The organism is Paenibacillus puerhi (assembly GCF_009846885.1).
In the GTDB taxonomy this organism is placed as follows: Bacteria; Bacillota; Bacilli; order Paenibacillales; family NBRC-103111; genus Paenibacillus_G; species Paenibacillus_G puerhi.
On record NZ_WUWM01000010.1, the window covers coordinates 126108 to 148346 of the forward strand.

General features: G+C 55.8%; 20 protein-coding genes and 1 other annotated feature. Of the genes, 16 read left to right on the forward strand and 4 right to left on the reverse strand.

The features are described 5' to 3' along the window. The first annotated feature begins 44 nt into the window (after positions 1 to 44). From pgeF to ileS, 7 genes are all read left to right on the forward strand, one after another. Positions 45 to 899, forward strand: a complete 855-nt coding sequence (pgeF, locus tag GSF01_RS11325; protein WP_159883979.1) for a peptidoglycan editing factor PgeF — start codon at positions 45 to 47, stop codon at positions 897 to 899. Between the two features lie 92 nt (positions 900 to 991). Then, on the forward strand, positions 992 to 1681 hold the full coding sequence (locus tag GSF01_RS11330; RefSeq protein ID WP_159883981.1) for a YggS family pyridoxal phosphate-dependent enzyme: 690 nt from the start codon (positions 992 to 994) through the stop codon (positions 1679 to 1681). A 52-nt stretch (positions 1682 to 1733) separates the two neighbouring features. Continuing rightward, on the forward strand, positions 1734 to 2162 hold the full coding sequence (locus GSF01_RS11335) for a cell division protein SepF (protein WP_159883983.1): 429 nt from the start codon (positions 1734 to 1736) through the stop codon (positions 2160 to 2162). A gap of 29 nt (positions 2163 to 2191) precedes the next feature. Next, positions 2192 to 2461: a YggT family protein gene (locus tag GSF01_RS11340; RefSeq protein ID WP_159883985.1), complete on the forward strand. Its 270-nt coding sequence runs from the start codon at positions 2192 to 2194 to the stop codon at positions 2459 to 2461. A gap of 17 nt (positions 2462 to 2478) precedes the next feature. Further along, positions 2479 to 3261 (forward strand): YlmH family RNA-binding protein, encoded by a 783-nt coding sequence (locus tag GSF01_RS11345; protein ID WP_159883987.1) that lies wholly within the window; start codon positions 2479 to 2481, stop codon positions 3259 to 3261. 171 nt (positions 3262 to 3432) lie between these two features. Then, positions 3433 to 3912 carry a DivIVA domain-containing protein gene (locus GSF01_RS11350; RefSeq protein WP_159883989.1) on the forward strand — a complete coding sequence of 160 codons (480 nt, stop codon included), beginning with the start codon at positions 3433 to 3435 and terminating at the stop codon, positions 3910 to 3912. Between the two features lie 90 nt (positions 3913 to 4002). Continuing rightward, positions 4003 to 4255, forward strand: a binding site (T-box leader). A gap of 63 nt (positions 4256 to 4318) precedes the next feature. After that, on the forward strand, positions 4319 to 7090 hold the full coding sequence (gene ileS, locus GSF01_RS11355) for an isoleucine--tRNA ligase (RefSeq protein ID WP_159883991.1): 2772 nt from the start codon (positions 4319 to 4321) through the stop codon (positions 7088 to 7090). A gap of 108 nt (positions 7091 to 7198) precedes the next feature. Here ileS and GSF01_RS11360 read toward each other — a convergent pair whose 3' ends face one another. Next, positions 7199 to 7969, reverse strand: a complete 771-nt coding sequence (locus tag GSF01_RS11360; protein ID WP_159883993.1) for a TraR/DksA C4-type zinc finger protein — start codon at positions 7967 to 7969, stop codon at positions 7199 to 7201. A 118-nt stretch (positions 7970 to 8087) separates the two neighbouring features. Between GSF01_RS11360 and lspA the strand changes: the two genes are divergently transcribed. The 3 genes from lspA to GSF01_RS11375 are packed head-to-tail and all read left to right on the forward strand — an operon-like array spanning position 8088 to position 10770. After that, positions 8088 to 8618 carry a signal peptidase II gene (lspA, locus tag GSF01_RS11365; protein ID WP_159884101.1) on the forward strand — a complete coding sequence of 177 codons (531 nt, stop codon included), beginning with the start codon at positions 8088 to 8090 and terminating at the stop codon, positions 8616 to 8618. After that, a complete protein-coding gene (locus GSF01_RS11370; protein WP_159883995.1) occupies positions 8615 to 9592 on the forward strand; it encodes an RluA family pseudouridine synthase in 978 nt (325 codons plus the stop codon). Before lspA ends, GSF01_RS11370 begins: the two co-directional genes overlap by 4 nt. A 14-nt stretch (positions 9593 to 9606) precedes the next feature. After that, the gene (locus tag GSF01_RS11375) at positions 9607 to 10770 is read left to right on the forward strand and encodes an aminotransferase A (protein WP_159883998.1); all 1164 of its coding nucleotides are present in this window, start codon (positions 9607 to 9609) and stop codon (positions 10768 to 10770) included. 103 nt (positions 10771 to 10873) lie between these two features. On the opposite strand, the gene GSF01_RS11380 is transcribed toward GSF01_RS11375, so the two are convergent. From GSF01_RS11380 to dapD, 3 genes are all read right to left on the reverse strand, one after another. After that, positions 10874 to 11533: a pyridoxamine 5'-phosphate oxidase family protein gene (locus GSF01_RS11380; RefSeq protein ID WP_159884000.1), complete on the reverse strand. Its 660-nt coding sequence runs from the start codon at positions 11531 to 11533 to the stop codon at positions 10874 to 10876. 55 nt (positions 11534 to 11588) lie between these two features. After that, positions 11589 to 12743, reverse strand: coding sequence for an N-acetyldiaminopimelate deacetylase (locus GSF01_RS11385; RefSeq protein ID WP_159884002.1), 1155 nt, complete (start codon positions 12741 to 12743; stop codon positions 11589 to 11591). A 153-nt stretch (positions 12744 to 12896) separates the two neighbouring features. Further along, a complete protein-coding gene (gene dapD / locus GSF01_RS11390; protein ID WP_159884004.1) occupies positions 12897 to 13613 on the reverse strand; it encodes a 2,3,4,5-tetrahydropyridine-2,6-dicarboxylate N-acetyltransferase in 717 nt (238 codons plus the stop codon). Between the two features lie 413 nt (positions 13614 to 14026). On the opposite strand from dapD, the gene pyrR reads away from it, so the two are divergent. The 6 genes from pyrR to pyrF all read left to right on the forward strand — a co-directional run bounded on the left by pyrR (position 14027) and on the right by pyrF (position 22225). After that, positions 14027 to 14602, forward strand: coding sequence for a bifunctional pyr operon transcriptional regulator/uracil phosphoribosyltransferase PyrR (gene pyrR / locus GSF01_RS11395; protein ID WP_159884006.1), 576 nt, complete (start codon positions 14027 to 14029; stop codon positions 14600 to 14602). Further along, positions 14599 to 15504, forward strand: coding sequence for an aspartate carbamoyltransferase catalytic subunit (locus GSF01_RS11400; RefSeq protein WP_159884009.1), 906 nt, complete (start codon positions 14599 to 14601; stop codon positions 15502 to 15504). Before pyrR ends, GSF01_RS11400 begins: the two co-directional genes overlap by 4 nt. Positions 15505 to 15599: 95 nt before the next feature. Next, positions 15600 to 16883 (forward strand): dihydroorotase, encoded by a 1284-nt coding sequence (locus GSF01_RS11405; protein WP_159884011.1) that lies wholly within the window; start codon positions 15600 to 15602, stop codon positions 16881 to 16883. A gap of 96 nt (positions 16884 to 16979) precedes the next feature. Next, a complete protein-coding gene (gene carA / locus GSF01_RS11410; RefSeq protein WP_159884013.1) occupies positions 16980 to 18161 on the forward strand; it encodes a glutamine-hydrolyzing carbamoyl-phosphate synthase small subunit in 1182 nt (393 codons plus the stop codon). Beyond that, on the forward strand, positions 18148 to 21363 hold the full coding sequence (gene carB / locus GSF01_RS11415) for a carbamoyl-phosphate synthase large subunit (RefSeq protein ID WP_159884015.1): 3216 nt from the start codon (positions 18148 to 18150) through the stop codon (positions 21361 to 21363). The genes carA and carB overlap by 14 nt, the downstream gene beginning before the upstream one ends. Before the next feature lie 130 nt (positions 21364 to 21493). After that, positions 21494 to 22225: an orotidine-5'-phosphate decarboxylase gene (pyrF, locus tag GSF01_RS11420; RefSeq protein ID WP_159884017.1), complete on the forward strand. Its 732-nt coding sequence runs from the start codon at positions 21494 to 21496 to the stop codon at positions 22223 to 22225. The last annotated feature ends 14 nt before the right edge of the window (positions 22226 to 22239 follow it).

A 22239-nucleotide genomic window follows, 5' to 3' on the forward strand; every position in this document is an offset into this window, starting at 1 on the left:
TCGTGTATACTGAGTGGTAATAGATGACAGGGGGGGAGCCGGACATGGAACCATTTATTCGGAGGCAAGCAGACAATGGCTGCGAATGGCTGGAGCTGGAGCCGCCGATGCGCGCCTATCCGGAGCTTACCGCCGGCTTCACCACGCGATCGGGCGGTGTAAGCCGGGAACCGTTCGGCAGCTTGAACTTGGGGCTTCACGTAGAAGACGATCCTTCCGATGTGGTTGCGAACCGAAGAAGGCTGGCGGAGGCGCTCGCGTTCCCGTTCGAGAACTGCACCTATGCCGAGCAAGTGCATGGCAAGGAGATTCAGGTCGTCACGAAGCGTGAACGCGGCGCGGGAAGGGATTCCCGGGAAACGGCCCTTCAAGCCAAGGACGGCTTCGTCACCAATGAGCGCGGAGTGATTCTTCACGCGCTGTTCGCAGACTGCGTTCCCTTGTACGTGTACGACCCGATTCGTCAAGCTGTAGGCTTGGCCCATGCGGGCTGGAAGGGAACCGCGCTCCAGATCGCAAAGTCGCTTCTGGAGACGATGAGCGCCGCTTACGGGACGAAGCCGCGGGATGTGAGGGCGGCGGTCGGTCCCTCGATCGGGGCGTGCTGCTATGAGGTGGATGAAGCGGTGGTACGGAGAATGGATCGCGTCATCGCGGAGACGGGAGCTGCTAAAGCGGGCGAGGACGCACAGGCTTCCTTTTATGTTCCGCAGCCCGACGGCAAGTTCAAGCTGAACTTGCAGCAGCTTAATCGACAAATCTTCATCCAAGCAGGAATTTTGCCGTCTCATATCGAAATAAGTGGTTTATGCACGAGCTGTCGTACCGACTTGTTCTATTCGCATCGGAAGGAAGGCGGAAGGACGGGGAGGATGGCGGCGTGGATCGGCCTGCGCTAGCGGCGCCAGACTTGCCGGACAAGAGCAGCCTTGAAGCTTGCCGGGATGACCCTGGGTGTAGAGCAGGGCTTATGACAAGGGGAATCGTATTCATGAATAGTCAACTGCAGCAACGCATACAACAGGTAAAGGAACGGATTGACGCGGCGTGCTCGCGTTCGGGGCGAGACCCGCGCGAGGTTAGGACGATTGCCGTTACAAAGTATGTATCTTTGGAAACAACCGGAGAGGTTCTCCGCTCCGGTCTGGATCAGATTGGCGAGAACCGCTGGCAGGATGCAGCCGGGAAGTGGGAGGCATTCGGTGAGCAGGGCACCTGGCATTTTATCGGTCACCTGCAGACCAATAAGGTGAAGGACGTCGTAGGCAGGTTTGCTTACATTCATTCGCTGGACAGGCTATCTCTCGCGAAGGAGATCGACAAGAAGGCAGTGGCACTCGGTATCCAGGTCCCCTGCTTCCTGCAGGTAAACATCTCCGGCGAAGAAACGAAATACGGGCTTGCGCCCGAGGCGCTGCTTCCGTTCGTGGAGGATATCCGGGGTCTCGACGGGATTCGGATCGCCGGGCTCATGACGATGGCTCCTTATGAAGCAGAGCCGGAGGAAACAAGACCTGTCTTCCGGGGGCTGCGCGAGTGGCGCGACCGGTTGAATGAAAGCGGGCTCCTGGGCTATGAAGTGAAGGAGCTATCGATGGGGATGTCCAATGACTTCGAGGTAGCGATTGAAGAAGGCGCTACATGGGTGCGTCTCGGGTCCGTCCTCGTGGGTAAGGAGTAGGAAGGATTGTCGGCAGACGGCACACACTGAATGATCAAGGAGGCTATCAACCATGGGCGTATATAACAAGTTTATGAATCTTATCGGCTTGCAGGAAGAGGAAGAGACGATCGAGCGGGACCGGCATCCGGAGCAGCATGAAGAAGTTGAAACCCCAATGCAGGAATCACGTAAGAATAAAGGGAACATCGTCAGCATTCACTCGCAAAAAAATATCCGGGTCGTTCTGCACGAGCCCCGTTCGTATGAAGAAACGCAGGAAATTGCCGATCATCTGCGCAACCGCCGGCCTGTCGTCGTGAACCTGCATCGCGTCCGTCCGGACCAGGCGACGAGGATCGTTGATTTTCTGAGCGGAACGGTATATGCCTTGAACGGCTCCATTTCGAAGATCGGACCGAATATTTTCCTTTGCACGCCGGATACCGTGGAGATTCACGGGTCCATCTCCGAATTGCTGCATGCCCAACCGGAAGAATAAGCATTTAAACTTAAGACGAGGTGAACAGTTTGGGCTCCATTGAGGGTTATATTCTCACGCTTGTTAATATTTATCAATACGTACTAATTGCCTATGTCCTGTTGTCCTGGCTGCCAAATGCGCGTGAGAGCTTTATTGGCGAAATTCTGGGCAAGCTGTGCGAGCCTTATCTGGGCATATTCCGCCGCTTTATTCCGCCGATCGGCGGCATGATCGATATCTCGCCTATCGTCGCGCTTATCGCGCTTCGGTTTATCGGGATGGGTATCATCGTGGTGATTGGCTTCATTATTCCGTAATTGCAGGTGAACAGAACTTGACACGCGATAACATCTATGTACATTTTCACCCGGATGAGCACCGCTTCGTCGACCAGGCGGCCGAATGGATAAGCAGGGCCGAACAGCATGCCGTGAAGCTGACGGATTTCCTGGATCCCCGGCAGGCTTTTATTCTAACTTCGCTTGCGAACGCCCATCCGGATGTTCACGTCCGCTTCGAAGGCGGTTATCCCGGAGCCGAGCGCCGCAGGGCGATCGTCGCGCCGGATTACCGGGTGTTGGATGACGAGGATCCGGGCATTCGCGTTCTGGCGATCTACTCGCCTGACGATAGCTTGGCCGATCTGGATCATGGCGATTATATGGGAGCTATCCTGAATCTCGGCCTGAAGCGGGACAAGATCGGGGATATCCATCCACGGGCCGACGGATGTCATATCGTAGTCGCGGAGGAGAACGCCGACTACATCGCCTTGCAGCTGAATCAGGTACACCGGATACATGTAAGAACCGAGCTCCTTGCTCCCGAGCAGCTTCTGCCTTCGGAGACCAAGCTTGAGGAACTGCAGCTTTCCGTAGCTTCGATGAGACTCGACGGCATTGCAAGCGATGTGTACCGGCTCAGTCGGGCCAAAATCCTGACGCCGATCAAGGCGGGCCGCTGCAAGGTGAACTGGAAGCAGGAGGAAGATCCGAGCAAGCCCTTGAAGGAGGGCGATGTGGTCTCCATGAAGGGCTTCGGGCGCTTCAAGCTTCTCGAAGTGGAAGGCGTGAGCAAGAAGGGCAGACAGCGGATTCGAATCGGCAGATATGTCTAGTTGCCGATTTTTTTGCTGCGATCAGGGGAGCGGGCATCGCGGAAGGGTGAGACAAACCGGACTTTTTTGTATGCGTGTGCAGGAAAATGCCAGCAGCTGTCGAATATAGCAGTACGCATGGATGCCGATTGTCCGGGCCTAACGCTTGTCAAATTTGCAGGAGGTGCAACAATGGCTTTAACACCGCTCGATATACATAACAAAGAGTTCAGTCGTTCGTTCCGCGGGTATGACGAGGATCAGGTCAACGAATTCCTCGATCAAGTGATCAAGGATTATGAAGCGTTGATCCGCGAGAATAAAGAGCTGCAAAATCAGCTCGTAACGATACAAGAGCGGCTGGATCATTTTGCGAACATCGAAGAAACCTTGAGCAAGACGATCATCGTGGCTCAGGAGGCGGCTGACGAGCTGAAGGCGAATTCCAAGAAAGAAGCTCAGCTTATCCTGAAGGAAGCGGAGAAAAATGCAGACCGCATCATCAATGAGTCGCTCTCCAAATCCCGAAAAGTCGCCGTAGAGATCGAAGAACTGAAAAAACAGGCTTCGATCTACCGTACTCGTTTCCGGACCTTGATCGAGGCGCAGCTGGAGCTGCTAAGCAAGGAAGATTGGAACTCCCTTGAACGTACGGAAATCGAACAGCCCTAAGCGGCTATGTTGACGTTACGCTTATTTTTGGATATACTCCTGCTATGTGAGTTCCAAGCTCTTTTGAGCCACATTCATGAGTTATTATAGTGCAAAGCGTTGAGTGGGACGAGTACTTGGTTTCCCGCCGAAGCAAGCGAACCGGGAATTGGTGAGAGCCCGGCCTTCGGCAGCCAAGGAATATCACCCAGGAGCGTCTCTTGAACGGATAGTACGTAGAGAGCATCGGATGATCCCGTTATCGATCGCCAAGCGAAGACTTCGAGCTAGAGTGACTGGGAATCAGTTGCCGGGCTTGATAGGTCTTAATTAGGGTGGTACCGCGAGACTTCTCGTCCCTTTGGGATGCGAGGTCTTTTTTTGTTGAATCAAGCTTTGTTGAATCAAGTTAGGAGTGAGTAGATCAATGTCAAACGTAGATTATGGAAAAACGCTAAACCTGCTGCAAACGGAATTTCCGATGCGCGGAAATTTGCCCCAGGCGGAGCCGAAGCTTCAGCAGCACTGGGATGAGATCGATATATACCGACTAGTAAGGGAAAGCCGCAAGGGCAAGCCCAAGTTCATCCTGCATGACGGACCTCCTTACGCCAACGGAGACATTCATATCGGTCATGCGCTCAATAAAGTATTGAAGGACATCATCGTTCGCTTCAAGACGATGCAAGGCTATGATGCGCCTTACGTACCGGGCTGGGACACGCATGGTCTGCCGATCGAGCAGGCTATCGCAAACGGCGGCAAAGTCGACCGCAAGAAGATGAGCGTGTCGGAGTTCCGCGACTATTGCAAAGACTATGCGCTCCAATGGGTGGAAAAGCAGAAGCAGCAGTTTAGACGTCTTGGTATCCGGGGCGACTGGGATAACCCTTATATTACGCTTCAGCCGAAATACGAGGCGCAGCAGATTCGCGTCTTCGGCGGCATGGTGAACAAAGGCTACATCTATAAGGGTCTGAAGCCGGTGTACTGGTCTCCTTCATCGGAGAGCGCACTTGCCGAAGCGGAGATCGAATACAAGGACAAGACGTCCACTTCCATCTATGTGGCCTTCCAGGTGCAGGACGGCAAGGGGAAGCTTCCTGAGGATGCGGCGATCGTCATCTGGACGACGACCCCTTGGACGCTGCCGGCCAATCTGGGCATCAGCCTGCATCCGGACTTCAACTATGTGCTGGTGGAAGCCGCAGGACGCAAGTTTGTACTGGCAGAGGGCTTGCTTGAGGCGGCCTCGAAGGAAATCGGCTGGACGGATGTGAACGTGCTGGCTTCGTACAAGGGCAGCGACCTGGAGCATGTATTGTGCAAGCATCCGCTATATGACCGTACCTCGCTGGTCATGGTCGGAGAGCATGTCACGCTCGATGCCGGTACAGGCTGCGTTCATACGGCTCCCGGTCATGGGGAAGACGACTTCGCGATCGGCCAGCGCTATAACCTGGGCGTGCTGTGTCCGGTAGACGATCAAGGGCATTTCACCGCAGAAGCTCCCGGCTTTGAGGGCATGTTCTATGAGAAAGCCAACAAGGTTATCGTTGACGGTCTTCAAGAAAGCGGGCATGTGCTTCATTCGACGACGATCCAGCATCAGTATCCGCATGACTGGCGTACGAAGAAGCCTGTCATCTACCGGGCGACTGAGCAATGGTTTGCTTCTATCGATAAGTTCCGGCAGGAGATGCTTGACGAGATCAAGCGAATTGATTGGACGCCGGAATGGGGAGAGATCCGTCTTCACAATATGATCGCCGAGCGCGGCGACTGGTGCATTTCCCGTCAACGCGCATGGGGCGTGCCGATTCCGATCTTTTACTGCCGCAGCTGCAACGAGCCGCTCGTCAACGAGTCCACGATCGAGCATGTAGCTCAAATCTTCGAAGAGGAAGGCTCGAACGCCTGGTTCCTGCGCGATGAGAAGGAGCTGCTGCCGTCGGGCACGGTATGTCCTTCGTGCGGACATGATCATTTCCGCAAAGAGACCGATATTATGGATGTTTGGTTCGACTCAGGCTCCAGCCATGTGGCGGTTCTGGAATCGAGGGAAGAGCTGCAATGGCCGGCGGATTTATACCTTGAAGGCTCAGATCAGTATCGCGGCTGGTATAACTCGTCGCTAATTACCGGGGTTGCCGTCAAAGGCCAGTCTCCCTATAACGGCATCCTGAGTCATGGCTTCACGCTGGATGGCGAAGGTCGGAAAATGTCCAAGTCCCTGGGCAACACCGTAGATCCGAATAAGGTTTGCGACAAGCTGGGAGCGGACATTTTGCGGCTATGGGTATCGTCTACGGACTTCCAGGCGGATCAGCGAATCTCCGACAATATCTTGACGCAAACGTCGGAGGGATACCGGAAAATTCGCAATACGCTGCGCTTCCTGCTCGGCAATCTGTCTGATTTTAACCCGTCTGCCGAACGGGTGGACGTATCGCAGCTTGGCGAGCTTGACCGGTTCGCTCTGATCCGGCTTCACCGGATGACGCAGAAGGTTATCCAGGCTTATGACAACTATGAGTTCCATGTTGTGTATCAAGCCATTCATCATTTCTGCGCTGTGGAGCTGAGCGCCTTTTATCTGGACATTCTGAAGGACCGTCTGTACGCCAGCGCTGCGCATGACTCGGAACGCAAAGCGGCGCAAACCGTATTGTACGACACGCTTACGGCAATAACTAAGCTGATTGCTCCTATCTTGCCGCATACGGCCGATGAGGTGTGGAAATACATTCCGGGCGTGGAGGAAGCCAGCGTGCAGCTTGCTTACTTGCCGGAAGTAGATACTACGCTGTTCAATCAGGAGTTGGAAGAAAAGTGGGAGAAGTTCAACGACTTGCGCGACGACGTGCTGAAAGCACTGGAGGAAGCGCGCAAAGAGAAGCTGATCGGCAATTCCTTGAGCGCCTCGGTGCATCTGTATCCTACCGAAGAAACGGCCAACCTGCTTTCGGGCTTCGAGCGTCTCGACCTGCTGTTCATTGTATCGGATGTCGTGGTGAACGAAGCGGGAGCAGCTGCTCCGGAAGGCTCGGCGCATTTCAAGAATACGAGTGTCCGCATCGCAGTAGCGGATGGCGAGAAGTGCGAGCGCTGCTGGATCGTGACGCCTGAGGTAGGCCAGGACGAGAAGCACCCTACGCTGTGCAAGCGCTGCGCTGAAGTATTGGAAGCAAACGCTTAGGCTAAGGTTTCGGAAAGGCTTAAGTACGTTAAGGGCCCCAGCGGCCCTTAACGTACGGCTAAGAAGCGGAAATCCGAATGAACTGCAGAGTCTGCAGTTCATACCCGGTCAGCGGGTAGGATCGTAGTCGTCCTCCAGCATATTCTCCGACTCCAGCAGGGAGTCGCCTTCGCCGCTTTGGATGTAATCCCGATAGGCCCTGTTGCGGACAATAGAGACATGCTGCCCGTACAGATCGGTGGCGACAAAGCTTTCGAAGGACTCGACGTAGCCGTCGTGCTCATCGGCTTCAATTTCCATCTGGTCATACGTGGATGATACATTGGGGTTTTCAGCCATTGCAGGCGTGTTGGAGGTGCCCCAGCTTTCGACGATCTGCCATGCGTCTTCGCCGTCAAACCGGTTCTGTTCCGTCCTCTCGTCCAGACTTGTCCGGCCGAAGGGAGGAGCGAGCAGCTTTTCTTCAACCGGCCGCCGCTCGGACTCATTCGGGTCAAGCACATGCTCCATGCAATAAGAAGCGGTGGGCAGGGCCTGCAGCCGCTCGAAAGGGATAGGCTGACCGCAGGCGAGGCAGCTGCCGTACTTTCCGTTTTCCATACGGGACAGAGCGGCTTGGACGTCGGAGAGATGTCGCTCCGCATTTTCCAGCAGAGCGATATCCTTGCCGCGCTCGAACATTTCGCTGCCCAGATCGGCCGGATGGTTATCATAAGCGGATAGCTCGCCTGTTTGGTCGCGCATTGAATTCTCCAGCCCTTTGTGCTGGTCTTCCGATATATGCGCCTCCAGCCAGCGGCCTTCCTCCCGGAGCTGTGCGCTTAATTCGCCCAATTGCATGTCGGTCAAGTGGTTTGGCCGGGATGGAACGGGGGACATGATCTTCGCCTCCTTGAGTGTGTTGCATAAGCATAGTGTAAGCGGACCGGTATTTTTTTAGCTAGGTAAATCCTTGTAGGTACGTCAGAGGCGATAAGGGGCTGTTACCATGAAATTTCTGAAATATTATATCATCGCGTTTGTCGTTCTCGTGCTGGATCAAGTCACCAAGTGGGTGATCGTCAACCGTTTGATGCTGAATGAAACGCGATCGGTGATCGGCGAATTTTTCCAAATTACCTCCCATCGGAACAAAGGAGCGGCCTTTGGTATTCTGCAAAACCAGAGATGGTTCTTTATCGTAGTTACGATCCTGGTCGTCATCGGGATTGTCTGGTATCTGAAGAAGACGGTTGATGAGGGCAAAAGATTACTGCCGATTGCACTCGGTCTGCTGCTCGGAGGAGCTGTGGGCAACTTTGTCGACCGCGCTTTATTCGGAGAGGTTGTCGATTTCCTGCAATTTAATTTTGAGTTCAATTGGTTTAATCCGCCGATCTACTATACGTTCCCGATCTTTAATCTGGCTGACTCGGCGATCGTGATCGGCGTAGCTCTCGTTTTCTTGGATGCGCTGATCAGCTGGCGCCGTGAAGCCAAGGAGAGCGCGCAATCGACCAAAGGGGAAAGCGGGGACGTCCAGCCGTGAGCAGACCCAGTGAAGAACACCATCAAGATCATGACTATGCCGATTCCCGATGGGAGCAGCGGCAGGAATGGACGGTAGAGGAGCACGAAGCCGGCGAGCGGATCGATAAGTTTCTCACGGATGCGCTGGAGGAGGACACGTCACGCACCCAAGTTCAGCAATGGATTAAGGATGGCTGTGCGACCGTGGACGGACGCACCGTAAAGCCCAATTATAAGCTGAATGCAGGCGAAGCCTTGTCGTTGTTAATCCCCGAGCCCAAGGAGCTGGAAGTAACAGCCGAACCTATTCCGCTGGATGTCGTGTACGAGGATTCCGATCTCATCGTGGTGAACAAGCCTCGCGGGCTTGTCGTCCATCCGGCTGTGGGGCATTACAAGGGAACGCTGGTCAATGGGTTGCTGTATCATTGCAAGGATCTGTCGGGAATCAACGGGGTCATGCGGCCGGGTATCGTGCATCGGATCGATAAGGACACGTCAGGATTGCTCATGGCCGCCAAAAATGATTTGGCCCATAGCGGCTTGGCCGCGCAGCTTAAAGTGCACAGCGTCAATCGCAAATATGTGGCTCTTGTCCATGGCAATGTGCCCCATGACACCGGCACGATCGATGCTCCCATCGGGCGTGATCCAAGAGACCGCAAATTGTACACCGTGACGGAGCGCAACAGCAAGCATGCGGTGACCCATTTCCTCGTGCTGGAGCGCTTCGGCGATTATACGCTGATGGAGCTGAAGCTGGAGACGGGAAGAACGCATCAAATCCGGGTGCACATGAAGTTTATCGGTCATCCGCTGGTAGGCGACCCGGCATACGGACCGTCTAAGAGCAAAGGTGTTATGATGGAGGGCCAGGCTCTGCATGCGGCGGTGCTTGGGTTTGATCACCCGAGGACCGGTGAACATCTGGAGTTTGAAGCGCCGATTCCTGAAGATATGCGTCGTTTGATCGACGTATTGAAACTGCGATAAGGACGGAGTTAGGGATGAAGCAGCTGGAGCAATGGATCAACCCTCGTGTGAAGGATATCGAAATCTCCGGTATCCGGAAAATGTCCAATCTGGTCGCCCGGTATCCGGGAGCGATCACGCTGACAATCGGTCAGCCGGATTTTTCGACGCCCGACCATATAGTCGAAGCAGGCAGGGAGGCGCTCGCGTCGAACAAGACCGCGTATACGCCGAATGCCGGACTGGCGGAGCTTCGTGAGGCTATAGCCGGCTTTGTCCTTGCGAAATACGGTCTTGAGTACGCCGCGGCTGACGAAGTCATCGTGACGGCTGGCGCCAGCCAAGCCTTGGACATTACGCTGAGGACCCTGCTCACCGAGGGCAGCGAGGTCATCCTGCCGGGCCCGATCTATCCGGGCTACGAGCCGCTGGTTCGTCTCTGCGGCGGAAAGCCGGTGTATGTTGATACGACCGGGAACGGCTTCAAGCTAACGGCTGAGCTGCTGGAGCCGTACCTGACAGACCACACTCGATGCGTGGTACTATGCTATCCCTCGAACCCGACGGGACGTATATTGTCGGCGCGGGAGCAGGATGAGCTGGGAGAGCTGTTGGCCGATCGCGGGATCTTCGTGATCTCGGATGAGATCTATAGCGAGCTGATTTATGATGGCGCTCATCGTTCCTTCGCTTCGGTAGCCGGTATGAGGGAGAAGACGGTGGTCATCAACGGCTTGTCCAAATCCCATGCCATGACCGGTTGGAGAATCGGCTATACGCTTGCGCCGGCCTATCTGTCCCGGCATATGGTCAAGGTACATCAATACAACGTGACTTGCGCCAGCTCCATCAGCCAGTATGCGGCTGTCGAGGCGCTGACCGTCGGCATAGACGACGCGCTGCCGATGAGGGAGGAATACCGCCGGCGCAGGGATTACACGTTTGACCGGTTGGCCACAATGGGCTTCGAGCTGGACAAGCCGGAAGGAGCGTTTTATTTATTCCCTTCGATAAAGCGCTATGGACTTTCCTCGATGGAGTTTGCTATGAGGCTATTGGACGAGCATCAGGTGGCGGTTATGCCGGGAGATGCATTCTCCCGCTCCGGGGAAGGGTACATCCGCTTGTCGTACGCTTATGCGATGGATGTGCTGGAAGCCGGATTGGATCGGTTGGAGGCGTTCGTGCGTAAGCTGTAAGAGACTGAAGAGCTAGGCAGCAAAAAGCCGCTGACATCAGCGGCTTTTTATTATTCGCAGCGAGATAAACCTTGAATCCGGCCGCTTTCGTATTTCTTCCCAATCAGTACATTCGCTTCGTGTAGCTTTCTTGCAGCAATCCGTCTACCTGCTCTGCGCTGACCTCCAGACGACCTTTCACTTGGTCGGCTAACATCCGGCTGATAGCAGGCAGCTCGTCATGCTCGTGCCAGCTATCGGGCTCCCACAGCTTGGAGCGGCGGAAAGCCTTGGCGCAGTGGACGAAAATTTCTTCCACTTCCACGCCGATTGCCAGCATAGGCGCACGTCCCTGCACGGACATGGACTCCAGCAGCTCAGGATCGCGCACGATACAGGCCTTACCGTTGATTCGCAGGGTTTCGCCGAGTCCCGGAATCATAAATAACAAGCCGATATGCGGATTGCCCAGTATATTGCGGATCGAATCCATTCTCCGGTTGCCGGGACGTTCCGGGATGGCCAGATGGCGGTCATCCAGAACCGATACAAAACCGGGAGCGTCTCCTCTTGGGGAAGCATCGCATAGCCCTTGTTCATTGGCCGTCGAAAGCACCAGGAAAGGGCTTAGGGCAATAAAACGACGGCAGTGCGCATCCAGGGTGCGGACGGTTTTGTGCAAGGCAAGCGGACTTGGTTCACCGAGAATAGAGCGAAGAGCTTCGAATTCGGACCATGAGGCAACCAAATCACGAAATGGGCTGTTTTCCTTCTTTTCGTTCACGGGGCACCTGCTTTCGGATAAAGTGTATTCCTCTTCCCTTCCTAACCTGCTGGACTTACTGACTTGACCTCCAGGTCAGATAGCGCGTCATGACGCCGATAGCCGCATCGATAGCGCCTTCGTCCGGCTCCAGTCTGGCATGATGCAGACCGTAGGGAGCATGTACGCCAAGCCAGAACATAAAGCCCGGTATGGCTTCGAGAAAATAACCGAAATCTTCGCCGGTCATAGCTTCCGTGCATTCGAGCAGCGTGATGCCGTAGGGTTCCTGCGTTTCTCGAAGCCAAGTCATAAAGTCGGCCGTTACTTGTTCTTCATTGTATACCTGCCTGTAAGTGGAGCCGTAATCGATGCGGGCCTGGCAGGAAAAAGAAGTCTCGATGCCGCCTACGATAGCTTCCAATCTCGATTTGACAAGCTCCATCGTACCTGCGGATAAGGTGCGGATCGTTCCTTCCAGCCGAGCCTGCTCCGCAATGATGTTCTGCTTGGCGCCTCCTTCAATTTTCCCGATCGTAATCACCGCCGAGTCTAGCGGGTTGACGTTGCGGGAAATAATCGTCTGCAGCTGCCCGACCAGTTGGCAGGCGGCGATGACCACATCATTCGCTTGATGGGGGTAAGCCGCATGGCCGCCCTTGCCGACCAAGTCGATGAACAGCTCGGAGGTGTTGGCGAACAAGATGCCGGGCTTGACGGCAAGGGTGCCCACCGGGTACTCCGGTGCAATATGCAGAGCGAAGATTTCATCCGGTCGCAAGTCCTGAAGCTCTTCGCTTTGCAGCATAGGGAGGGCACCGCCCGGACCTTCTTCCGCAGGCTGGAAGATGAAGGTCAGATCGTCTGAGATCGGATGCTCGGTAAAGTAAGTGAGAACGCCTAAACCGATGCTCATGTGAAGGTCATGTCCGCAAGCGTGCATCAGCCCGGGATGAGCGGAGCGATAGGCGCAGCCGGTATCCTCTTGAATCGGAAGCGCGTCCATATCGGCCCGGTAGCCGTATCTGCGGCGAGGTGCAGGTCCCGTGCCTGTGAGGTTAACGAGGATGCCGGTGCGCCAGGTGCGAATCTCCATTCTGTCCTGGGGGAGAGAGGTCAGATAATCCAGCAAATAAGCCTGTGTCTTGAATTCCTGAAAGCCCAGCTCCGGAATCCGGTGCAAGTCACGGCGTATTTGGACGAAACGGCCCGGAGAGGATGTGTCGGTCATCGTGAAGCCCTCCTTCATAAAAAATACAGTTGCCGGACAAGCAAGCTGCCCCGGCACGGGGAACAGGGCATCCCGGACGAGGCCGGGATGCTTGTGAGTCAAAGAAAACCCGGCGCTGCATGCACCGGGCTCACCCAAGCTGCCTGCGCCGAATTACAAGTTGCGCAGGTCTTTTAACATTTCGGTTTTCGACTTGGTCTTGTCGTCGACCTTCTTGATGACGCGCGCCGGAGTGCCGGCCACTACGCTGAATGCCGGTACGTCCTCGACGACGACGGCGCCGGCGGCTACGACCGACCCCTGGCCCACGCGGATGCCTTCCAAAATCACGGCATTGGCGCCGACAAGCACGTCGTCTTCGATGACCACCGGCTGTGCCGAAGGCGGCTCGATGACTCCGGCCAGCACGGCTCCGGCTCCGATGTGGCACATCCTGCCGACCTGGACGCGGCCGCCCACCACAACGCCCATGTCGATCATCGTGCCTTCGCCGATGGAAGCTCCGATGTTAATAACCGCACCCATCATAATGATGGCGTTGTCTCCTATATCGACCATGTCGCGGATGATCGCCCCCGGTTCGATTCGCGCATGAATGCCCTTCAGGTCAAGCAAAGGAATCGCAGAGTTGCGGCGGTCGCTCTCCACCACATAGTCCTCGATCCTCTCGGCTTGTTCGTCAAGCACAGCCTTAATGTCTTTCCACTCGCCGAACAGTACGCCGCTCTTGCCGGAAACAAAAGTCTGGATGCCGTCGCCGAATGCGATGCTCTCCAGATCGTTTCCTTTGATGTATACCTTGACTGGCGTTTTCTTCTTGCTTGTTTTGATGGCGTTGATGACTTCCTCCGTATTCATCTCGATCGACATAGTGCTGTGGTTCACTCCTTAAGTAAAAGTCCCGCTAGTAGACAAGCGAAGACGAGCTAAATCTTTTATAGCATAAATTGACTGCTTCTAGCAATAATTTGCTCCAATCGTACGGTGTGCGGGAGGGGGTTTTCATAAAAAACGCGTTCGACATGTATTGACATTCGGCGCTCTACGTGGGATAATGCTGGTAACTGAAAAGCACCTTTAAACGCAGTCCCGTGAGGCTGACAAGGTGAACGATGAATCGAACGGTCCATGCTGGAGCGCTCCGACAGGCGCTGCCTGCCGGATGATTTTCCGACGGACTTGTTCTTTTTCCGTGCACGCAACCTTGTCTAAACGGCAAGGTTTTTTTGTGTCTTGCCGTGACTATCGACAGAAAGCAACAGCGGACAGGAGGCCTGAGCACTATGCAGCAAACGGATCACGTTCTGATGGATGAGACGGCGATTCGGAGGGCGTTAACGCGGATCGCTCACGAGATACTGGAGCGTAATAAAGGCTTCGAGGATTGCATCCTCGTAGGCATACGCACCCGCGGCATTCATCTCGCCAGGAGGATAGCCGACAAGATTCACGAAATCGAGGAGGCCACGGTACTGGTCGGCGAGGTGGATGTCACCGATTACCGCGATGACCGAACCGTCTCGCTGGAGAAGGTCGGCGCTTTGAGCGGCGGGCAGGCGGCCGACCCTGTTCAGGAAGAGCTTGCCGTGCATAATAAAAAAATCATTCTGGTAGATGATGTGCTATATACGGGAAGGACGGTTCGGGCAGCGATGGATGCGCTGATGGATCTGGGTAGGCCTCAGATGATCCAACTGGCCGTGCTTGTCGACAGGGGCCACCGCGAACTGCCGATCCGGCCCGACTACGTCGGTAAAAATATACCGACCTCACGAATGGAAAGCATCGAGGTACAGCTGGTCGAATCGGACGAAGCCGACCAAGTGATCATTACAGGACAGAGGAGGGCAAGCGAATGACACAGCTGCTTCAATCCGGCAAGCATTTGCTAGGCACAAAAGGGTTGAGCGAGGGTGAGCTGCTCTCGATTCTGGATAGGGCGGCGTATTGGGAACAATATCCCGTCAAGGTGAAAGGTCATCTGCAGGGCCGCTTCGTCGCCAATATGTTTTTCGAAAATAGCACCCGCACCCGATTCTCCTTTGAAGTCGCGGAAAAACGCCTCGGCGCTGAAGTATTGAACTTTGCAGCTGCGGTTTCCAGCGTACAGAAGGGCGAATCCATCTATGATACGGTTCGGACGCTTGAATCTATGGGGATCGATGCCGGAGTCATCCGGATGAAGCCGAACGGTCTGCTGCAGGAGCTGGCTGCTAAAATCAAGGTTCCCTTGATCAATGCCGGGGACGGCAACAACGAGCATCCGACACAAGCGCTGCTTGATCTGTATACGATGCGCAAGCAATTCGGCGAGTTCAAAGGACTGAAGGTTGCCATCATCGGCGATATTCAGCACAGCCGCGTAGCGCGCTCCAACCTGTGGGCGCTCCAAACGCTCGGCGCTAAGGTAAGCTTTTGCGCGCCGCCGACGATGAGGGCCGAGGAATTGGCCGAGCATGCGCCTTACGTCACGATCGACGAGGCGCTGCAGGCCGACGTGGTTATGATGCTGAGGGTACAGCTCGAGCGCCACGAAGGAACGGTGTTTGGCTCGGCCGAGGAATATCGGGCCGCTTACGGGCTAACGACGGAGCGGGCATCACGGATGGCTCGACATGCGATCATCATGCATCCGGCTCCGTTCAACCGCAATGTCGAGATTGACGACGAGCTGGTCGAATGCGAGAAGTCGAAAATCTTCGAGCAGATGAGCCACGGAGTTCCGATCCGGATGGCCGTCATCGAGCGGGCTTTGAGCTAGAGGCCGGCCGGACTCCAGACACGATATTCGGCAGTTGCCGGACAATTGCTTCTACTATAAGCTTCAACACACCATCTACTAACGGGAGGTTCCTCATGGGCATTTGGATACTGAACGCCAGCGTCGTCGGCGCAGGTAATGAACAGGTGACTAAGCACGTACTGGTCGAGGGCCGGACAGTGGCTCGCATCGTAGAGGCCGGGGGAGCTGATCCGGATACGGACGGACATACGGTCGTCGATGCGGCGGGCAAGCTGCTCGCGCCGGGGCTGATCGACATGCACGTGCATCTTCGCGAGCCGGGATTCGAGCATAAGGAGACGATCGCGACCGGAACCCGGTCGGCAGCCCAGGGCGGCTTTACGACGATCGCCTGCATGCCGAACACGAGACCGGTCATTGACACAGTCGATACCGTGAAGTACATCCTGGACAAAGCCGAGACCGATGGCGTTGTCAGGGTGCTCCCTTATGGCTGTATCACCAAGGGCGAGCTGGGCCGCGAGCTGACTGATTTCGACGCGCTGAAGGAAGCGGGAGTCATCGGTTACACGGATGACGGAGTCGGCGTCCAGAGCGCTCAGATGATGAAGGATGCGATGGCGAAGGCAGCGTCGATCGGTATGCCGATCATTGCCCACTGCGAGGACAACACGCTGGTCGAGGGCGCGGCTTTTACGGAAGGCGAGTTCTCGCGCAAGCATGGGTTGAAGGGGATCCCCAACGAGTCGGAGGCGATCCATGTCGGCCGGGACATTTTACTGTCAGAGGCGACAGGCGTTCATTATCATGTGTGCCACGTGAGTACGGAGCAATCGGTCCGCTTGATCCGTCAGGCGAAGCAGATCGGCATCAAAGTGACAGCGGAGGTATGCCCGCATCACCTTCTGCTGTCCGACGAAGATATCCCGGGCATGGATGCCAACTGGAAGATGAACCCTCCGCTGCGTACCCCGCGCGATGTACAAGCCTGCATCGAGGGACTGGTGGACGGTACGATCGACATCATCGTCACCGACCATGCGCCGCACAGCGAGGAAGAGAAAGCACGCGGCGTGCAGCTTGCGCCGTTCGGCATAGTCGGCTTTGAGACGGCCTTTCCGCTTCTCTATACGAAATTCGTTGCCACCGGGCAGTGGACGCTGGAGTTTCTGGTCGACAAAATGACCAAGCTGCCAGCCGAAGTATTCGGACTGCCATGGGGGACCATCGAGGAGGGCAAGCCGGCAGACCTGACCTTGATCGACCTGGAGACGGAGCGCGAGGTCGATCCGGCATCGTTCGCATCGAAGGGCCGTAACACCCCATTCACGGGCTGGAAGCTGCAAGGCTGGCCGACCCTTACGATGGTGGACGGCAAGATCGTCTGGAACGCTTAGTCCATAGCGATTTCGGAACAAACCTGCGAAGAGACGACATCAGACGGACCTTCGCCAACTATATAGCCAGACCATTCACAGAAGGAGTGAAGAGCGATGCAGGCAAGATTGTTGTTGGAAGACGGTACTTTGTTTACCGGCAAAGCGTTCGGAAGCACAGGCGACTCGGTAGGCGAGGTCGTTTTTAATACAGGCATGACGGGTTACCAAGAGGTGATCTCTGATCCTTCGTACTGCGGCCAGATCGTCACGATGACGTATCCGCTGATCGGCAACTACGGCATTACCCGCGATGATTTCGAATCGATCCGTCCTTTTATTCACGGCCTCGTCGTACGCGAGCACGAAGCGGTGCCAAGCAACTGGAGAGCGGAATATTCGCTGGAGAGCTTGCTTAAGGAATATGGAGTCATCGGAATCAGCGGCGTCGACACGCGCATGCTGACTCGCCGCATCCGCCATCAAGGGGTCATGAAGGGAATCCTCACCACTTCGAACAAGCGGGTGGAAGAGCTGCTGGAACAGATGAAGGATACGCCTCTCGTAACCGATCAGGTCGCACGGGTTTCTACGAAAACTTTATTCAGCGCGCCCGGTACGAAAGAGCGCATCGTGCTCGTCGATTACGGTTCAAAGAACGGTATTTTGCGCGATCTGACGAAGCGGGGCTGCGATGTGGTCGTCGTGCCTCAGGACGCAAGCGCGGAGCAAATCCGCCGGCTGGCTCCGGACGGCATCCTGCTGTCCAACGGCCCTGGGGATCCTAAGGAAGTTCCGCATGCGGCGAAGATGATCGCTGAGCTGCTGAGTGAATTCCCGATTTTCGGCATCTGTCTCGGTCACCAGCTGTTCGCACTGGCAAGCGGCGCGGATACGGAGAAGCTGAAGTTCGGACATCGGGGCGGCAACCACCCGGTGAAGGATCTGGCCTCCGGCCGCTGCTTTATCACTTCTCAGAACCACGGCTATACGGTGAAGGAAGAGTCGATCGCGAGCACGGAGCTTGAGATCACGCATATTAACAATAACGACAGAACGATCGAAGGTCTGCGTCATAAGAAGTATCCGGCTTTCTCCGTCCAATATCATCCTGAAGCGGCCCCTGGTCCGTTCGACACGAGCTTTTTGTTCGACGACTTCCTGAACCTGATCCGCGATCATAAGCGGAATTCGCCGAAGACGCCTCGCCAGGCGCAAATCGCTGCGGATTTCGAAGCTTCCAGGTCGGCAGCAGCCGGCACCGATTCGAAGGGAGAATTAACCTATGCCAAAAAATAATGATCTCAAAAAAATTCTCGTTATCGGCTCGGGCCCGATTGTCATCGGTCAAGCGGCTGAGTTTGACTACGCCGGCACGCAAGCTTGTCAGGCACTGAAAGAAGAAGGTTATGAAGTCGTTCTGATCAACAGCAATCCGGCTACCATCATGACGGACACCAATATGGCCGACAAGGTATACATTGAACCGATTACGCTGGAATTCGTCACCCAGATCATTCGTCAGGAACGCCCGGACGGCCTGCTGCCGACGCTGGGGGGCCAAACCGGTCTGAATATGGCTGTGGAGCTCGCGCGCGCAGGCGTTCTGGAGCGCGAAAATGTAAAGCTGCTCGGTACGCAGCTGACGGCAATCGAGAAGGCGGAAGACCGGGACTTGTTCCGCGATCTGATGCGCGAGCTGGAGCAGCCGGTACCGGATAGCGTGATCGTCACCAGTGTTCAGGAAGCGGTAGACTTCGCCAATGAGATCGGATATCCGATCATCGTACGTCCCGCTTACACGCTGGGGGGAACGGGCGGAGGCATTTGCGCGAACGAAGAAGAGCTGCGCGAGACCGTAGCTTCCGGGATCCGCTACAGCCCGATCAGCCAGTGTCTGATCGAGAAGAGCATCGCCGGTATGAAGGAAATCGAGTATGAAGTCATGCGCGATGCTAACGACAACTGCATCGTGGTGTGCAATATGGAGAACTTCGACCCAGTCGGCGTGCATACGGGCGATTCCATCGTCGTAGCGCCAAGCCAGACGCTTTCCGACCGTGAGTACCAAATGCTGCGCTCGGCTTCCTTGAAAATTATCCGCGCGCTGAGCATCGAGGGCGGCTGTAACGTACAGTTCGCGCTTGATCCGCACAGCTATCAATATTATGTCATCGAAGTGAATCCGCGCGTAAGCCGGTCATCCGCTCTGGCTTCCAAGGCGACAGGCTACCCGATCGCGAAGATGGCAGCCAAGATCGCGATCGGCTACACGCTCGACGAGATCGTCAATCCGGTTACGGGGCAGACGTATGCTTGCTTCGAGCCGACGCTGGACTACATCGTATCGAAAATACCGCGCTGGCCTTTCGACAAGTTTACAGCTGCAAACCGTAAGCTCGGTACGCAGATGAAAGCGACGGGAGAGGTTATGGCGATCGGACGTACGTTCGAGGAGTCGATCCACAAGGCGATCCGCTCGCTCGAAATCGGCGTACACCGCCTGTTCCTTAAGGAAACCGACGAATTGGATCAAGAGACGCTGGAAACCCGTCTGGCAAAGCCTGACGATGAGCGGATGTTCCTGATCGCCGAAGCGCTGCGCCGCGGGTACTCGGTTCAGCAGCTGCAGGATCTGACCAAGATCGATTGGTGGTTCCTGTATAAGCTGGAGGGCTTGATCAAATTCGAAGAAGAGCTGCTCGCGCCTGAGCTGACTGCCGAGCTGTTGCTGGAAGCGAAGCGCAAAGGCTTCACAGACCGTGCGATCGCCGAAGTGCGCCGCGGGGCGGACAAAGGATTGAACCTGACTCAAGAGGCAGACGTTCGCGCGTTCCGTCTGGGTCTGAGCATCAAGCCGGTGTACAAAATGGTCGACACCTGCGCAGCCGAGTTCGAGGCGACCACGCCTTACTACTACTCGACTTATGAGACGGAAGATGAAGTAAAAGAAACGACGAAGCAGAAGGTTGTCGTTCTTGGCTCCGGACCGATCCGCATCGGACAAGGCATCGAGTTCGACTACTCGACGGTGCACGCGGTATGGGCGATTCAGGCTGCCGGCTACGAAGCCGTGATCATCAACAACAACCCGGAGACGGTATCGACGGACTTCAACACGTCCGACCGGCTGTACTTCGAGCCTCTGTTCTTCGAGGATGTCATGAATATCATCGAGCGCGAGCAGCCGATCGGCGTTATCGTCCAATTCGGCGGACAAACTGCGATCAATCTGGCAGCTCCGCTCTCCGCGGCAGGCGTCCGCATTCTGGGGACGGATCTGGAGAACATCGATGCGGCGGAGGACCGGAAGAAATTCGAAGCGCTGCTGCGCGGCCTTAACATCGCCCAGCCTCCAGGCGGCACCGTGACTTCGGTGGACCAGGCGGTAGGCATGGCAGCCAACTACGGGTATCCCGTGCTTGTCCGTCCTTCCTACGTCCTTGGCGGCCGTGCGATGGAGATCGTCTACTCCGATGAAGAGCTTCTCGGCTACATGGAGTACGCCGTCAAAATCAATCCGGAGCATCCGGTTCTGATCGACCGTTATATGCTGGGTAAGGAAGTGGAAGTTGACGCGATCTGCGACAAGGATACGGTTCTGATCCCGGGGATCATGGAGCATATCGAGCGGGCGGGCGTCCACTCCGGCGACTCGATCGCCGTCTACCCGACACAGACGATCTCGGATGAGCTGAAAACGAAGATTGTTGAAATCACGACGAAAATCGCCCGCGGTCTTCAGATCGTCGGACTTGTGAACATCCAATTCGTCATCTATCAAGATGAAGTGTACGTCATCGAGGTGAACCCGCGGTCTTCGCGTACGGTGCCTTTCCTGAGCAAAGTGACGAAAATTCCGATGGCTAACGTGGCGACACGCGTCATCATGGGCGAAAGCTTGAAGGAAATGGGGTATGAGACAGGACTGTGGCCGGAAGATCATTACGTCTCGGTCAAGGTACCGGTATTCTCCTTCGCCAAGCTGCGCCGTGTAGACACGACGCTCGGACCGGAAATGAAATCGACGGGCGAGGTTATGGGACGCGACAAAACGTTTGCCAAAGCGTTGTACAAAGGGCTGATCGGCTCGGGTATGAAGGTGCCGCCGACCGGCGCCATCATCGCGACAGTCGCCGACAAGGATAAAGCGGAGGCAGTCGACATTCTGCGCGGCTTCTACACCTTGGGCTACCGCATCGTTGCGACGGGCGGGACAGCGGATGCACTGGAAGAAGCGGGTCTGAGAGTCACGCGAGTCAACAAGCTGAGCGAGGGCACGCCGAATATTCTGGATCTGATCCGCAATGGCGAGGCACACTTTGTGGTCAATACGTTGACCAAAGGAAAAGCGCCGGAGCGCGACGGCTTCCGGATCCGCCGCGAAGCGGTGGAGAACGGCGTCGTGTGCATGACCTCTCTGGATACGGTCAAAGCGCTGCTGCACGTGCTGGAATCGATCTACTTCCAGTCGACGGCCATGCCTGTACATCACGAATAATTCGATATCATCGCTTACGCAGTAGCACAGCGTTTCCCGGCAGGGAGGCCTGTGCTACTCCCTTGATGGGAGACATTTCAGGCGGATGGCTGCCGCCGATGGCGTCTATGGACGGGAGGAGAAACGTTTTATGAGTGAACACCAGACATCCGTGGCTGAGAGGATTATCGTCGCGCTGGATTATGCGAGCGCACAGGAGGCAGAAGCGCTTGTACGGTCGCTGGAGGGCATCCCTTGCTACTTGAAGGTAGGGATGCAGCTGTTCTACAGTGCAGGTCCGCAATTCGTACAGAGCCTAAAGAAGAAGGGCTATCGCGTCTTTCTGGATCTGAAGATGCATGATATCCCGAACACGGTTAAAGGCGGAGCCGAAAGCATTACAAGATTGGGCGTGGATATGTTCAATGTCCATGCGGCAGGCGGCAAGCTGATGATGGAATCCGCCCGCGAAGGAGTCGACAAGGCCATGACCGGAGCGGGGCCAGGCAGCAAGCGTCCCCTTCTGATCGGAGTTACGCAGCTGACCAGTACGAATCAGGCTACGCTCAATGACGAGATCGGCATTGCCGGCAGTGTGGAGGATGCGGTAGTCCGCTATGCGGAGCTCGTCCGCTCGTCCGGGCTGGATGGCGTCGTCGCTTCTCCTCTGGAGGTTGTACGTATCAAGCAAGCATGCGGGGCAGGCTTTGTCACCGTCACTCCGGGCATTCGTCCTGCTGGAGCGGACATCGGTGACCAGTCGCGGATTATGACGCCTCCTCAAGCCTTTGCACAGGGCACCGACTATGTCGTAATCGGGAGACCTATTACGGGGGCCCAGGACCCAAGAGCGGCCCTTGAGGCGATTATAGCTTCTGTCTAGTTGTACACGACTGC

Coding starts and splice junctions, on each gene's coding strand:
- pgeF (WP_159883979.1), top strand. CDS start 45: ATGGAACCATTTATTCGGAGGCAAGCAGACAATGGCTGCGAATGGCTG.
- GSF01_RS11330 (WP_159883981.1), top strand. CDS start 992: ATGAATAGTCAACTGCAGCAACGCATACAACAGGTAAAGGAACGGATT.
- GSF01_RS11335 (WP_159883983.1), top strand. CDS start 1,734: ATGGGCGTATATAACAAGTTTATGAATCTTATCGGCTTGCAGGAAGAG.
- GSF01_RS11350 (WP_159883989.1), top strand. CDS start 3,433: ATGGCTTTAACACCGCTCGATATACATAACAAAGAGTTCAGTCGTTCG.
- ileS (WP_159883991.1), top strand. CDS start 4,319: ATGTCAAACGTAGATTATGGAAAAACGCTAAACCTGCTGCAAACGGAA.
- GSF01_RS11360 (WP_159883993.1), bottom strand. CDS start 7,969: ATGTCCCCCGTTCCATCCCGGCCAAACCACTTGACCGACATGCAATTG.
- GSF01_RS11375 (WP_159883998.1), top strand. CDS start 9,607: ATGAAGCAGCTGGAGCAATGGATCAACCCTCGTGTGAAGGATATCGAA.
- GSF01_RS11385 (WP_159884002.1), bottom strand. CDS start 12,743: ATGACCGACACATCCTCTCCGGGCCGTTTCGTCCAAATACGCCGTGAC.
- dapD (WP_159884004.1), bottom strand. CDS start 13,613: ATGTCGATCGAGATGAATACGGAGGAAGTCATCAACGCCATCAAAACA.
- pyrR (WP_159884006.1), top strand. CDS start 14,027: ATGCAGCAAACGGATCACGTTCTGATGGATGAGACGGCGATTCGGAGG.
- GSF01_RS11400 (WP_159884009.1), top strand. CDS start 14,599: ATGACACAGCTGCTTCAATCCGGCAAGCATTTGCTAGGCACAAAAGGG.
- GSF01_RS11405 (WP_159884011.1), top strand. CDS start 15,600: ATGGGCATTTGGATACTGAACGCCAGCGTCGTCGGCGCAGGTAATGAA.
- carA (WP_159884013.1), top strand. CDS start 16,980: ATGCAGGCAAGATTGTTGTTGGAAGACGGTACTTTGTTTACCGGCAAA.
- carB (WP_159884015.1), top strand. CDS start 18,148: ATGCCAAAAAATAATGATCTCAAAAAAATTCTCGTTATCGGCTCGGGC.
- pyrF (WP_159884017.1), top strand. CDS start 21,494: ATGAGTGAACACCAGACATCCGTGGCTGAGAGGATTATCGTCGCGCTG.